16 protein-coding genes are annotated in these 14,142 nt (G+C 56.9%); 6 read left to right on the top strand and 10 right to left on the bottom strand.

Annotated elements, in window-relative coordinates; genetic code table 11:
• Window positions 1–57: 57 nt before the first annotated feature.
• On the top strand, window positions 58–387 hold the full coding sequence (locus RI101_07470) for a hypothetical protein (GenBank protein MEC4889885.1): 330 nt from the start codon (window positions 58–60) through the stop codon (window positions 385–387).
• 281 nt (window positions 388–668) lie between these two features.
• Here the strand turns inward: RI101_07470 and RI101_07475 are convergent, their stop codons facing one another.
• The 10 genes from RI101_07475 to RI101_07520 form a co-directional block, all read right to left on the bottom strand.
• Window positions 669–893 (bottom strand): hypothetical protein, encoded by a 225-nt coding sequence (locus tag RI101_07475; protein MEC4889886.1) that lies wholly within the window; start codon window positions 891–893, stop codon window positions 669–671.
• A gap of 43 nt (window positions 894–936) precedes the next feature.
• Entirely contained in the window at window positions 937–1,482 is a 546-nt protein-coding gene (gene lexA, locus RI101_07480; protein MEC4889887.1) for a transcriptional repressor LexA, read from the bottom strand.
• Window positions 1,483–1,886: 404 nt separating this feature from the next.
• Window positions 1,887–2,972: an ABC transporter ATP-binding protein gene (locus RI101_07485; GenBank protein MEC4889888.1), complete on the bottom strand. Its 1,086-nt coding sequence runs from the start codon at window positions 2,970–2,972 to the stop codon at window positions 1,887–1,889.
• A complete protein-coding gene (gene modB, locus RI101_07490) occupies window positions 2,957–3,631 on the bottom strand; it encodes a molybdate ABC transporter permease subunit (GenBank protein MEC4889889.1) in 675 nt (224 codons plus the stop codon). The genes RI101_07485 and modB overlap by 16 nt, the downstream gene beginning before the upstream one ends.
• 13 nt (window positions 3,632–3,644) lie before the next feature.
• Window positions 3,645–3,974 carry a hypothetical protein gene (locus tag RI101_07495; protein ID MEC4889890.1) on the bottom strand — a complete coding sequence of 110 codons (330 nt, stop codon included), beginning with the start codon at window positions 3,972–3,974 and terminating at the stop codon, window positions 3,645–3,647.
• Window positions 3,952–4,713 (bottom strand): molybdate ABC transporter substrate-binding protein, encoded by a 762-nt coding sequence (gene modA, locus RI101_07500; protein ID MEC4889891.1) that lies wholly within the window; start codon window positions 4,711–4,713, stop codon window positions 3,952–3,954. Before modA (RI101_07500) ends, RI101_07495 begins: the two co-directional genes overlap by 23 nt.
• 12 nt (window positions 4,714–4,725) lie before the next feature.
• Window positions 4,726–6,384, bottom strand: a complete 1,659-nt coding sequence (locus RI101_07505) for a porin (GenBank protein MEC4889892.1) — start codon at window positions 6,382–6,384, stop codon at window positions 4,726–4,728.
• Between the two features lie 129 nt (window positions 6,385–6,513).
• Window positions 6,514–7,128, bottom strand: a complete 615-nt coding sequence (locus RI101_07510) for a hypothetical protein (protein MEC4889893.1) — start codon at window positions 7,126–7,128, stop codon at window positions 6,514–6,516.
• 104 nt (window positions 7,129–7,232) lie between these two features.
• Window positions 7,233–8,081, bottom strand: coding sequence for a substrate-binding domain-containing protein (locus RI101_07515; GenBank protein MEC4889894.1), 849 nt, complete (start codon window positions 8,079–8,081; stop codon window positions 7,233–7,235).
• A 19-nt stretch (window positions 8,082–8,100) separates the two neighbouring features.
• Window positions 8,101–9,258 (bottom strand): substrate-binding domain-containing protein, encoded by a 1,158-nt coding sequence (locus tag RI101_07520; protein MEC4889895.1) that lies wholly within the window; start codon window positions 9,256–9,258, stop codon window positions 8,101–8,103.
• A gap of 245 nt (window positions 9,259–9,503) precedes the next feature.
• Here RI101_07520 and RI101_07525 point away from each other — a divergent pair, with 245 nt between their 5' ends.
• The 5 genes from RI101_07525 (at window position 9,504) to RI101_07545 (ending at window position 14,115) form a co-directional block, all read left to right on the top strand.
• Window positions 9,504–10,523, top strand: coding sequence for a hypothetical protein (locus tag RI101_07525; GenBank protein MEC4889896.1), 1,020 nt, complete (start codon window positions 9,504–9,506; stop codon window positions 10,521–10,523).
• Between the two features lie 34 nt (window positions 10,524–10,557).
• On the top strand, window positions 10,558–10,740 hold the full coding sequence (locus tag RI101_07530) for a DUF2292 domain-containing protein (GenBank protein MEC4889897.1): 183 nt from the start codon (window positions 10,558–10,560) through the stop codon (window positions 10,738–10,740).
• A gap of 151 nt (window positions 10,741–10,891) precedes the next feature.
• Complete coding sequence (locus RI101_07535) at window positions 10,892–12,526, top strand: hypothetical protein (protein ID MEC4889898.1); 1,635 nt, start codon at window positions 10,892–10,894, stop codon at window positions 12,524–12,526.
• A gap of 42 nt (window positions 12,527–12,568) precedes the next feature.
• On the top strand, window positions 12,569–13,393 hold the full coding sequence (gene modA, locus RI101_07540) for a molybdate ABC transporter substrate-binding protein (GenBank protein ID MEC4889899.1): 825 nt from the start codon (window positions 12,569–12,571) through the stop codon (window positions 13,391–13,393).
• Window positions 13,390–14,115 (top strand): hypothetical protein, encoded by a 726-nt coding sequence (locus RI101_07545; protein MEC4889900.1) that lies wholly within the window; start codon window positions 13,390–13,392, stop codon window positions 14,113–14,115. Before modA (RI101_07540) ends, RI101_07545 begins: the two co-directional genes overlap by 4 nt.
• The last annotated feature ends 27 nt before the right edge of the window (window positions 14,116–14,142 follow it).

A 14,142-nucleotide genomic window follows, 5' to 3' on the forward strand; every position in this document is an offset into this window, starting at 1 on the left:
TGGTCCACGCGCCTGAATACAAGTGGAATGCCCCATACCAACTACGCTACGCCACCAGTGGCAAGACAAGAAAATAGAATTGGGCGATATCAATACGGCATTGCTCAGGTAAAGAGTCTGATCATCGATGAGAGGGGCAAGGTATCTGCAGGTAATGATCAGAAAGAAGAACGTCAGAGCAGAAAAAAATGGGGAGGTGATGGCCACATCACCTCCCCGACTTCCTCTGGTCCAGGGGAGACCCTTGGCACCAAGAAAGCAGCGAAAGCAGCACCGACATCATACCATGAACATTCCAGCGAAATCATGCAACGAAAAATTTATATACTTACCGTTATTTATCAATTATTTACGTTATATCGAGCTGTCAAAATAGACCCAATTTGAAAGGGATCGAGAAGACCCCACCCGCACGATCCACCTACCCATCTGAGAAGGCACCAGACTTTGCAGTGCAGCACGTACACCACACACCGCCCCGCAAGCGACACACTCTGTTCTGCACCTATCCGCAACAGCCTCCGGCAAAAACCTGCCGCTGGCGAGTAACCAGCCAACAAAATGGGCAGAGCTCGACCCGCGAACGAGTCTCGCAATCGAACACTTCCATCCTGCCCACAATCACCATGCCGCATTCTGCGCAGGGCCCACTCACTATACTATCGACGTTACGCTCTTGAACTGGCATAGGACACCACCTTTGTATTCGGACGGACCTTCCGGTTGCAGACCGCCGACATATACTCCTGACTGGACTTCAATCGCACAAGATTGCGCCAGAACCGAACCGGCAGCGGCTGAACCTTTGCCTGATGCAGCTCGCAGCGCACTTCCTGGAGTTGTCCGGTCAAGGAATCAATCGTTCGTTCAAGATCCACCAACCTTTCCGTCATCCGAGTCTGTCCTCCGGTAAGCATTAGCCCCTCCTTCCTGCAGTTAGATGGCACAATGGCGAATCACCCCAATAAGCAATCCCTCGATATGAAACTGATCATTCGCAGTGACGATGATCGGCTGCATCGCGGCATTGGCCGGGTGCAGCTCGATGTGCGTGTCTTTTTTATAATAGGTCTTAATCGTCGCTTCCTGATTCACCAACGCGACCACCGTTTGCCCATTGCGGGCATATTCTTGCCGCCGCACAACCACAAGATCGCCAGGCAGAATGCCGTCATCTTTCATCGACTCGCCCTTCACACGTAAGGCAAACGTCTCACCTCCCCGCAACATGCTCGGGGGGACATCCACAAGATCAGATTGGAGCACCGGCTCAATGGGAGATCCGGCGGCGACAAGTCCCGCCATCGGAATTTCTGTACGGCGCTGCAGTTGTTCCAGCGCCACCCGTACCATGCCGGGAATGCGCCTCATCCCAGACTCATAGCGGGCAATCGACACGCGCGTCGTCTTCAACACATCAGCCAATTGCTGCTGCGTCAGCCCCAATGCATCTCGAATCTGTTTGAGATCGTTTGCCTGCATGATGTAACCAATGGTTACACCACTTAATCCAAGGTTGTCAAGAGAAGAAAACGAGATTTTTAGAAGAACCCTACTGATACCCTGTGAATCACTTGCTCAATTAATACCGAAGGTATGAGATTTATTGATAAATTAACTAACAGTCTACCTCTCATGGCCTTATTACATGTAATAAGGCCATGGCTATACGGTCCCCACCATATCTTGTAGGCTATCATGGGAGATCTTCAATGACTAAAACTTAGGCAACTTGTTCGGTTAGTGGTGGATTCAAGCCAATAGTGCGATCGTCTCACTGTTATAAACAGGCTTATCCACAGAAGCTGGGGAGAGGAATATAGGCGGAAAAACCAGCACGCAGGGCACTGAATTCGGGGAGTACGGGGCGCCGTAATCGAGAACGCTCAGCGTGAAATCAAGTGCACAGCCCCGGCTTTCATGGCAGCAGTAACGGGACTTCCAATACACAGTCTCAAATCTTCCATCGCCCCCCTCGTCACCAGCGCAGCGAGTGGAAACCCGCAGTCGATCATGACCTGCACCATCACCCCTTGCGGCATCATGCCGGTCACGGAGCCGACGAGATGGTTGCGCGCACTAGTCATCCCGCTGCCGGCCGGCTCTAATACGACATCCTCGGCCCTGATACAGACCAGCACCGATGCCCCGACCGGATGAGCCCCTAGTCCCTTGAGCGTCGTGCCGTTCACCCGAACCGTCGCCAGCCCCTCGCCTTGTTCAATCACGCTCCCCTCGACCACCGTTTCGACACCGACGATCAGCGCGACGTCGGCATTCTTGGGACGGGAAAACACGTCTTTCGGCGAACCGACTTGCAGCACATTTCCCTTGCCCATCACGGCGATGACATCGCCGAAGGTCAGGGCTTCGGTCCAATCGTGCGTGACGATGATGGAGGGCAGGGCCAGTTGGGTCAACAGCCGCCGCAGATCGCCCCGCACTTGCACACGCGTAGGCGCATCGAGCGCGGAAAGCGGTTCATCCAGCAAGAGCAACTGCGGCCGCGGGGCAACGGCCCGCGCCAGCGCCACCCGCTGCTGCTGACCGCCGGACAATTCTCGTGGCTTGGCCGACTCCAGCCCTTGCAACTGGAACAGCTCGATCATTTCTTCCACCCGTGTCATCCGTTCGGCAAGCGACAACTCGCCAAGTCCATACCCGATGTTCCCCGCCACCGTGTAGTTGGGAAACAACGCATAGTCTTGGGGCATATAGCCGATCCGGCGCTCCTGCGGAGGCACCCGCACCCTGGCCTCAGCATCGAGCCACGTGCGCGAGATAAACCGGATGGTTCCGCGCTCCGGCCACTCAAGGCCTGCGATCGAGCGCAGCACGGTGGTCTTTCCGGATCCGGACGGGCCGAACAGCACCAGAGACGTGGCCTGATCAAGAGGATACCGGATCGCCGCATGGATCGGCGGACGCCCCGGATAGGTCTTGGTGATGTCGATGGCTACTTCTGCGGCCATGCCGCCCAGACCTTTCGATTCATGGCATAGACCGTCAGCAATACGAGATACGACACCACCAGGAGAAAGAACGCCGTCTTCGCCGCCCCCGCATAATTCAGCGCCTGCACCTCGTCATAAATGTCGATCGAGACCGTCCTCGTCTCCCCGGCGATATTGCCGCCGACCATGAGGACCACACCGAACTCGCCAAGCGTATGGGCGAAGCTGAGCACCACGCCCGTAATGAGCCCGGTGGCCGAGAGGGGGACAATGAGCCGAAAGAACGTCTGCACCTTGGAGCGGCCCAGCGTCCAGGAGGCTTCGAGCAAGCGGCGATCGACCTGCTCGAACGCCGACGCGAACGGCTGTACGGCAAACGGCAAGCTATACAGAATCGACGCCAACAAAAGCCCTTCGAAGGTGAATGGAAGAGGATGGCCGACCAGGTCCACATAGAAGCGGCCGATGGGGCTATGAGGCCCAATGGCGACGAGGATGTAGAACCCCAGCACCGTCGGCGGGAGCACCAGCGGCAAGGCGACAATCGACTCGACCAGAAATTTCCAGCGCCAGGTTGAAAACGTGACCCAATAGGCGATCGGCAACCCGATCAGCAGCAAGGAGCCAGCCGTAAGGCTGGCCAATTTGACAGTGACCCAAATGGCAAGCCAGTTCATCTCAGAATACGTCCTACTTGCATATGAACTGCATTCCCCACCGCCGGCCGGTGACCTCCCCCTCCGCCCCTTCCACGCTGGACAGGCTGCCGTACCCTTTGACTTCCCCCTCCTTCAGCACCACGTAGCCGGACGGACACTTCTGCTCCATGACCTTCAACGCCTCTCTCCGATGGATTGAGCCCATCGGCCCCCCACGCTCTTCTTTAAAGAGGTAGGACACGACCCCGCTCGTCGGCGTCTCCCGCACCATCGTCACGGCATCGGAGCATCCGGCGCTAACAGCGAACACCGCCGCACCGAACAGCGCCTTCACCGCATTATCTCGGCAATGTAAATCCATACCGCCTCATGATGTCCTGCCCCTGCGAGCTTTGTAAGAATTCCAGGAAGCTCCGCGCCGCGGCCTGATTCTTGGATTGTTTGAGAATCACCGCCCCCTGCTCCAACGAAGGATACGCCTCAGCCGGAATCTCCCAGTAAGAGCCTTTGTCTTTCATGGCAGGGGCCATCGCAAGCGATAACGCGATGACCCCGATGTCACAAGCACCGGATTCGATAAACTGCGCGGCCTGCGAGATATTCTCCCCCAAGATCAGTTTATCTTTGACCGATTCGTAGACCTTGGCGTACTCCATCGCCGCTACCGCCGCACGACCATACGGGGCATGTTTGGGATTCGCAATCGCAATCTTCTTGATACCCGGCTCCCGCAGGACATCGAGCCCCTTAGATACATCCAGGCGCGATGCCGTCCCTGCCCATAAGACAATGCGCCCCACCGCGTATCGATAGAGCGACCCTGGCACCGTGAGCCCGGCCTCTTCCAGCTTCTTGGGGTACCCGCTATCGGCGGAAAAATACAGATCGAAGGGCGCCCCGTTCTGAATCTGCGCATAGAAATTGCCCGACGACCCCAACGACAGCTTCACATGGTTCCCCGTAGTCTTTTCATATTCGGCCACGAGTTCCTTGAACGCGAAATTCAGATCCGACGCCGCGGCAATCGTCACCTCCTCCGCGCCGGCCAGGTTTACACCTGAGAGGACAAGCATACATATGATGGCAATGATTCGAAGCATAGCCCGGCCTCCTTAAAAGAATATTTGATATTGGATGCGGACCGCATTTTCAATCAACGTCCTGGCATTCACATCCAATGCTACGGTTCCGGACGGGAAATTGGTGCCCACCGCCGGCAACGGCGCACTACGTCCAATCGCAAAGCCGCCTTGTCCCATCGCAATATTGCTATAGGTCACCATGATCTGATGATCGTACGTCCCGCTCAGAAACCAGTTCAATGAGACATCCACTTCCTTGATCAAATCCCCGCCCGATCTGGTATCCGGATCCCACCAGGCATAACGCGCCGCGACTTCGACTTTCCGGGGAATCAGATAGTAACCCGATTGCACATACCAACCCGTCGCATTGCCGAACTGTCCCGGCGCATAGACCGTACAAGGCCCTCCCACCGTGGCCGTCTGCAAACAGGGGAGTCCTTTCTCATGCCGCGTCACGTTCCTGAACCAGTATTCTGCCTGCAGCGAGAATCCACGGTACTTGAACGCATAATCGAGGGTCCAGGTGGAAAAGTCGACGATCCCTTGCCCGAGCATTCTCCCATTTCCCAGCACGGCCAGCGACCGTCTGAGATTCAGATTTGCCAGATCGATGCCGACGAACGCATTATCGGTGCTGGTATTAAGCCCGGGGTTATACGCATAGCCACCCCCTATCGCCATTTGCGGAGTCTCGGAGTAGGCAATATCACCTTCGCCATATCCAGCCCGGCCCAAGACATTCCACTGCAACCGCGCCGTATACATGAGCTGGTTGATGCTGGTTCGGACATTGGCGTTGAGATTTCGGTTATTCGCCGGACAGCCTGTCGGAGAGGGAAAGGGATTCCCACCAGTCTGTCCTCCCGAACACCCCACCGTGGCTTCCTCGCTGCCGAATTGAGCGAACCGATTCACCAGAGGACCTTCGCCATTGAAAATGCCGAAATAGTAATTGACCGGGTATATTTCTTCATCATTCATGATCGTGATGCCGACGTCACGCCGGTTGAGCCCGCTCGCCGCAAAGGCATCCATCGCGAGGGCTCGGTTGGCAAACTGCATCGCCGCGGTCGAATTAATCTGCGACCGATTGAAGTAGACCTTGAACTGACCGACCTGCACATTCAGCCAGGGGATATGAGTGCTGAGCACATACGCGTCAAGCATCGAAATGGAGCCAGGTGCCTGCGCATTTTCACTCGTCTCCCCTGCCAGCTGAAAGTAGTATTTCAAGTCAGGGCTGAAGAGATGTCCCATGAAATAGAGGCGGGCGGTCCGTAAATTGAATGTGGATCCATCATTGGTCGATCGATTCGCACGGTAATCACCGAACACCCCGAGCAGCTCAGGAAAATCTTTCGAATCTCCTGTCGTGCGCCAGGCATCATTCCTATACCGCTGTGTATAGCGCGTTGCGAACCGGCCACGGATTTTGAGGAGGAAGTCATTGTCGTTCATCGAAAAGTTAAAACCCCGGTCATACCAGGCTTTGAAGCTGGGCTGTAAGAGATATGTGCGCTCCTGCGATTCCCTGACCACGTGATCGTACTCTTCCTGCGTAATCGTGCCCTGCTTGACCGCCCGCTGCAGCAAGAGCTTGGTGGCCGGATCCATGCTTTCGACAAACACGTAGCGTCCGTCTTTTTCGACGAGCTTCCCGGCATCCGCAGCCCAAGCCGGGCTCATACACAGACCCAACAGAACCATATATCCAGCAACAAACCATCGAGCGTGATGAGACATGGCAATGAGCTCCTCAATCAAAGCGAACAGACGATCGCGAATGAACGATGGCGACAAGGATGAAAATGAAGGTTACGACCCTGGAGACGTTCCGACTTTGGGCATTTTCAAGAACGCACGATAGTCCAGCGCTGAGACACCCTGTTGGTCGGCAGCCCAAAATCGGCCAGGCTCAAAATAGAGAAGGTACTCGGCGGGCGGTGGCGGCGGGGTGGGGTAATTGTAGTCGTAGAGATCTGATTTTCTGGTCGGGATCTGCACATGCACATGCTCAAGCGTAAGATAGAAATAGGGTTCACGAACCGCTACCCACCCGCCGACAACATCACGGAGGACACTGGGATTGAGACCCGGCGCGCGCAATTCGAAATGCACGCGCTCCTCCGGCCCGGCGGCTCGGAGGCCTTCCGAGAGGCGGACGGCCAACGCGGTCAGTTCATCCTGGCGGAACACCGGCTTCGGAGGATTTTCTTCCGCGAACCAGCGCAACGGCATGCGCTGCTTGGGCCGGAATGAGAACCCCTGCAAGATGTCCGTTAACTCCGCCGCGGTCAGGTGTGCCGGATGTGAATAGGCCGAGGTCTCCACTTCCCGCTGAAGCGAGACAATCACACGCGCGTCTTCATGGACCATAGTCGTGGTGTACGGCAGACGCGCACAGGAAGCGGATAGGCCCACGGCAGCCACACAGAGAACTATCCGCGGAAATATGAAGGCACGGTATTGATGACGCATACATGCTCTCCGTTGATATGAAAAGACGCCGCCAGGAACCTTGTCTGACCGCCCACTCAGGGAATAGAAACGCGCACCGGTGATTCAGGCGTTTTCCCCGGTCCATACCCCAATCGTTTCAATACCGACTGCCCGTCCGGGCTCGTCACAAACCGCAAAAACTCTTCACAGAGCGGACGATCCGGGCAATACCGTTCCATGGCGATAGAATGCGGAATCGGCTTGTAGAGGCCGGCTGGAGCCGTCGCCACAATGCGGACCCGCTGCTGAACCTTCATCGCATCCTGGCCGAAGAGGATGCCGACATCGGCCTGGCCGCTCAGCACATGATCAAGAATGCCCGCCTGATCGTTGGCAAGATCGAGCCTCTTCCCCTTGAGGCCCAAGGCCCTCAAGACCTGATCGGTTTCTACGCCCAGTCGCGTGGACAGGTCGGCGACAGCGATACGCACCGTCCCCATCGTCGCCAACGCCTCAAATGATTCCGGTGCTTCGCTCAAGGACTCTGGTGCAATCAGCACGAGCCGTTCCGTCGCATACAAGGCGTTCGCTTCCGGCAGCAAATAATATTTCTGTTCCATACGGGTGATGACTTCATCGCCGCCCGGCGCCACGAGGTGAATCGGGCCTGAGCCGATGAAGGACTTGCCTCGGCTCTCCATCGCGGCAACCATCCGGCGCAAATCGAGCGCTGGATCGACAGAAAGCTGGACGCGCACCCCCGGATGGCTGACCTCGAACGCCTGGCCGAGTTGAGTCAGCGCCTCCGCCACGGCCGGTGACGTCGCAATGACCAGCACCCGAACCGCGCCTTCATCTCGAACCGAACGTGGCACCGGCCCACAATTCACGCTGGCGGCGATACAGAGCCCCACCGTGACAACACTCATCCATCGCATAGTCATCAGATTTCCGCCCTCATCATTACAACGCCTGAACCTTGCCCGTGTCCGTCGTGTCATACCCGCCGATGGCGGCGATCTCCGACCGAAACGGCCGGCTGGCCAGCGTGTCGAAGAGATGGTTCAGGGAGGGATGGCTGGAGAGATAGGCTTTCGGCACCACCAAATCGTAGCGTGCCGACTGCAACGGAATGAAGTCGAGGCCATAGGACTGCGCGGCGGATCTGATGCCCACCCCCGCATCCGCCTGCCCTTCCGAGACCAGACGCGCGACATGGAGATGGGACGCCGCCGTGCGATCGTACCCGTTTACCTGCGAACCGACGAACCCTGCCGCGCGCAGCCGCTGATCAAGCAATAATCGGGCACCAGCTCCCTCCTCCCGATTGATCAGGGTCACATCCTCCCGCACCAAATCCACAACCGATCGAAGCCCCTTGGGGTTGCCAGGCCTGACCATCAATCCTTCTTCCCAAGTAGCGAACGTAATCACCTCATAAGCACTCGCCTTCAACTGCCGGCGGAGAAACGGGAGATTGCTCTCACCGGTCGACGCATCGGTCAGATGAATGCCGGCCACATGGACCTCGCCTCGTTGCAACGCCTGGAGCGCGGCGGTGCTCCCCATCGTCCAGCCCACCACGCTGGTCTGGTCCTTCCGCCGGCGAAGGTGTTCTCCCGCCAAAAAGATGGCGGGATCGCACCCGGCCACAGCGATTTCCTGCTCGATCGCCTGGCGGTCACGTGAAAGCCGCACCTGCACAACAGGCGCATCGACGCGCCCTCGACGAGCGATTTCCTGCGATTCAAGAAACCCATCGGCCGCGACGGTATAGCTCAAGACTTCACCAAGACCTGCCACGGGCCGCGCATAATACCGGCCATTCACCTTCACCACCTTCACCCGAGGCAACGAAGAGACGGACGACGTCGGCCTCGGCACATCAATCAATCTGGCCTCGATCACCTCTCCCGCGGATTGCAGGGAAAACAACTCTTCCACCGAGGTATTCAGTACACGCGCGAGTTGGAGCGCCACAGCAGTGGTTGGGAGATAGCGGTTGGCTTCGATCGAAGAAATGGCCTGGCGAGTAATGTCTGCACGGGCCGCGAGCTCACCCTGCGAGAGCCCCCTGGCGACTCGCACGTCCTTGAGCCGATTCAGGAAAGTCGGTGGCACCGCGGGAGATGGATTTCGTTGAGTCATGCAAAACGAAATAGCAAATATACTTTACTTAAGTCAATCAAAATTGACAGACCAAACATTTATTGCTCATTATTAATGACTCCACATATCAATGTTTCTGTCTTTAGCACCCATGCAATTTACTTGTTGACAATGTAGCTCCACTTACTATATTTACATTTATCTCAATCTTGATCGGTTTACAGATATATAATTATTTATAAGAAAGACCAGCCACCATGACTCGAGTACTTGTTCTTCTCGCAGCCCTTATCTCTTCACTCTTTATTGCCCTGCTCCCCATCGTTCACGCATTCGATTGGGTGCCGACGGATGAGGACATCAAGAAGTACCGGCAGAGCTGGAATCCCCTCTCACATGGCCCCATCCTCCTTCAGTCGGTCGATACACAGCCGAAAGGCCAGCTCTCCATCCGAGAGTTTTTCTTCTCCCAGATCAGTGAAAGCAGCTTCGGCAACCGGCTCAGCTTCGCGACCGACAGCAAGAACGGCCCCGTTCACCTCTATCAAATCTCGCCATCCGTGAATGCGGCCTACGGGCTTAGCAATCACGTCGAGGTGGGAGCCGCGCTGTCCATGAACGCCTTCTGGGCCACGCAGAATGGAACCCACACGTCCGATACCAGTTTCGGAGACGTGTCGCTTGTCATGAAATACCGTCCGATCATCCAGGATCCGGATAGCTGGAAACCGTCCATCACCCACTTTACGCAAATCGTGCTCCCCACCAGCCGCTGGACGGGCGCCGAGCGTCCCCCCGGAGGATTTTCGCCGCTTGGCCGGCTGCCCAGCACGCGGTTCGGCGAATACGGCATTACCCAGGGGCTCATGATGCGCAAGAACTTCGAGCCCATCCGGATCAGCGCCGCCGTGTTTTATACCTATGCGGTCCCTGGAGAAAACCAGGGGCTGACGACCTATTCAGGCGATGTCATCAACACACGCCTGATTGTCGAACATATCGTCGATGACAAACACGGGTTCGGCTACAACATCGAGATCAGCACCTTGCATGGCACCACCTGGCGCGCCGACGGACACCAGATCAATACAGGCCAGCTGAAGGGCTTCTCGATTATCGGCGTCGAGCCCGCCCTGCAATGGAACTTCTCGCAAAACTGGATGGTCGCGGCCGGCTGCCTGTTTACGGCGGCGGGACAAAATGCGAGCAATTCCATCTACCCGAACGTGTCCCTGTTCTGGTTCTGGGACCGAAGCGGCAAGATCATCATGCGATAAGCGCCATGTTGCAGCGGCGACAACACATACCATCATGGAACACGAAAACCGATCAGAACGAAAGAGCGATCACGACATCGCCCAGACCATTCTGGCCGCATTGAAGGGAATCCGATTCGGCTCAGTCGAAATCGTGATCCACAACTCCAAAGTGGTCCAGATCGAACGAAAGGAAAAACTGCGTATTGGCACGGATAGCCTCTCGTCTGCGCAGTGAGCTGACATGAACACACAACCCTGTCTTTCCCTATAAGAAACCGGCACGGGCCATCCAGACGACTGGAGCCCACACGATATAAAACACCCTACACACATTCCGAAAACTGACCGGATCACCGGAAGTTTTCATGTCCAGGAGGAGCAGCGACATGAGAATTTCCGGTGTGCTTTTATTGATTCTTGGATCATTGACGATTCTGACCAATCCACCCCCTGCCCTGGCCGCCGAGGAAGGCCAACTCGTCAAGAAGGAAGGCAAGTGGGAGTACTATTCCGGCGAAGACCCTGGATTGAAGTATCTTTATCTGAAAGGGCTGATCACCCAGGAGGAGTACGACAAAGGCCTGAAGGTGATCGAAACGAAAGAACGCCTTTCACGGCTGAATTTTGGCCTCGATGTCAACAACGGCTTGAACATCCGGGTCGGAGAGAAGTTCTTTCTGAAACTTCGGCTGCTGACTCAGGTACGCTACACCCACAGTGACTACAACAGCGCCTGGGGCACGATCGGAGATTCGAGAAACCCGGAGATTCTGGGGGGCCAGGTCGAGTTTCGGGCCGTCAAGAAGCAGAGCGATTCCAATCTCTTCTCCGTCCCCCGCGCCCGCGTCCAGTTTCTGGGCTACGCCTTCGATCCGGATTTCCGTTACAACTTTTCCTGGTCGTTCGATCAAACCTCGTGGGATCAGGAAGGGGGCAGCGGCCGGGCAAGACTGCTTGATGCCTATGTCGCCTCCTGGCACATTCCATTGGCAACGGTCCAAGTCGGCCAGCAGCGCGTCTGGTTCAACCGCGCCAATATCAGTTCCATTGCCACCTCCACGTTTGCGGACAATATGATTGTCCAGCGGGCCTTTGCCGCCAATCAAATCGACAGCCGCGACGTCGGCATCAGCATCCTCAGCGATGAGGATCAATACAAGCTGAACTATGCCGTTGGTATCTGGGGAGGGGTTGGACCGAACCTGACCAGGGAAGGCACTTCTGTCAGCCAACGGGTCCTGCCTCCTAGCGGCGGCGGCGGCCCCTCATCAGGAACGACTCGCACCTACAACTACGACACTCGATTCATGACCGGCGAGATGTTGTACACCGCCAGGATTCTGTACAAGATTTCTGGAAATCCGGGGTATGGCCAAGGAGACATCTTGAACTCACGCACCCCACAGGCAGCCATCGCCTTCGGGTATGCCTACAATCCGGCACAAAACTACCTGAGCGCCATTCGCTCCGACATCGTCGACCGGGCCTATCGCCAGAGTGTCACCAAAGCTTTTAATGGCCGGCTCCTCGGCGGAGGCATCTACGATTTCCAGACCTACGAGACGGACTTCATCGCCAAATACCAAGGCTGGTCCCTCCAGGCTGAAGGGTACTTCCGGCATCAGCGTGTCCGTCATAGCGACAGCGGCGCGACCCCCTTCGACCTCGCCACCATCCCGGCAGCTCAATTCACCGGCCCCCCAGTAGCGCTGGGGCACGCCTGGGGTTGGTACACCCAAGTGGGGAAATACCTCATCCCCCGCAAACTCGAAGTGGCTGTCCGGTATGGCGTGATGGACCCCTCGACCAAACAGAAGCGCGATCTCACCAAGGAGTTCGGCTTCGCCATCAACTACAGCTTCGACGGCACCTACAACAACCGGCTTGTCATCGATTACTCCAACATCACACAAGGCAGCGGCGGGCGCGCCCCAGACCGCTATCCCTTCGAAAGCCTCCCTGGCTTCGGACAGGATCTCATCGAAAACCGCATCAATGTGCAATACCAGTTCTACTTCTAACGAAACATGCAGAACACCACACACATCACCACGAGGACGTCCATGAAACACCAGGCTCAGCTCTTTCGACGATGGCTGCTGCTCAGCATCGCGGCTCTTACATTTTGGGCACCGGCCGGCGCATCAGCGCAACCGGAAACGCTCACCATTGCCGCCGCCAACAGCGTCAAGGACGCATTACGGAAAGTCTTGCCGCTGTTCGAATCCCAGCACCGTGAAGTCAACGTGCGGGTCATCTATGGCCCGTCCCAAACCCTCCGAAAGCAAATCGAAGAAGGAGCACCCGTGGATGTGTTCCTCCCCTCCTTGTCCGAGGAAATCGATCAGCTCGAAAAAAAGGGCCTCGTCATTCAGGGCAGCAAACGTGTCTATGCCGGCACGTCGCTGGTGCTGATCACCAGCACCACGCTTCCCGCGCCCATCGCCTCGATTCAGGACCTGCACACCGTCCCGGTCCGGCGCATCGCGATCGGTGACCCCAAAGCCTCATCGGTGGGAAAAGTCGCTATGCAGTTTCTCACGCACAGCAAACTCGAACCGCAACTGAAATCGCAGTTTATTTATGGCGAACATTCGCGCGCCGTGCTGGATTTGGTCGCCAAGGGTGAGGCCGAAATCGGCATCGTCTATCGGACAGACGCCGTCGCGGACGAACACGTTCGCATTCTCGATACGGCCCCGGAAAACTCGCATACCCCGATTCGCTACGGCGTAGCCGTTGTCTGGACAGCGAAGAACCTGTCTGGAGCGGGGGACTTCATCGAGTTTCTCCTGACACCCCAGACCCAAACGCAACTCAAAGAACATGGGTTCGATCAAGCATCTCGCAATGCCGGATTGGCCCAACAGCAGGAGGGAAAACCATGAACAGCACCGCACCGTCAACACCGCACGCCTACACCTGGTCGATCACGGGGCTCCTCTTCTTCGCAGGCCTCACTATCTTGGCAGGTTGCGCCACACAGCCCGTCTCAGCGCCGAAGGCGATCTATGAATCAGGACTCAATACGATACGGCTGGAAGGAGATCCCGATTCATCGGTGAACGCACACCCGGCCGCACTCACACCGACTGAAATCGGCACGCTCTTGCGAAACGTGCGGGTGTGGGAGCGGCGGAATGTGATCCACCGTTTATTCAGCGGTGACGCCAACAGGACCAGGGCCTTCCGGGATGAAGAAATCGTGCTGTTGGCCCCACACCTGGCAAAGGGATTGGCTCAGGCCACACCGGCTCAGCGGGTGCATTTCCGCCTGAGTCATGCCACGGACCAGGGGGAGGAGGAAACGACGGCAGGATGGCTCTCCGTTCGTGACAATATCCTCGTCCTGACCCTCAGCGAGGTGCACGACCGGCACAGCCCCGGTCCAGACATCAGCAAATACGACCGCCAAATGCCGAATGTCCCGGAACGATCCGCCGCCTTCGATGCGGCCTTCGAGCCGGAAGAATATCTGGCCAAGGTCAGTTCAGGCGGCCGCCTATTTGCCCCGGACCAACAGGAGGAACTGCACATTCGCTATCGCGAAGCGCTGACGGCTCTCCCCGTTTATCCAGGCCTTGAGCAAGGGCGTCACCTACGCCCGTAGCCAGCGCACGCATCCACCGGAATGGAG

The sequence above is a fragment of the Nitrospira sp. genome, assembly GCA_035968315.1.
Classification (GTDB): domain Bacteria; phylum Nitrospirota; class Nitrospiria; order Nitrospirales; family Nitrospiraceae; genus Nitrospira_D.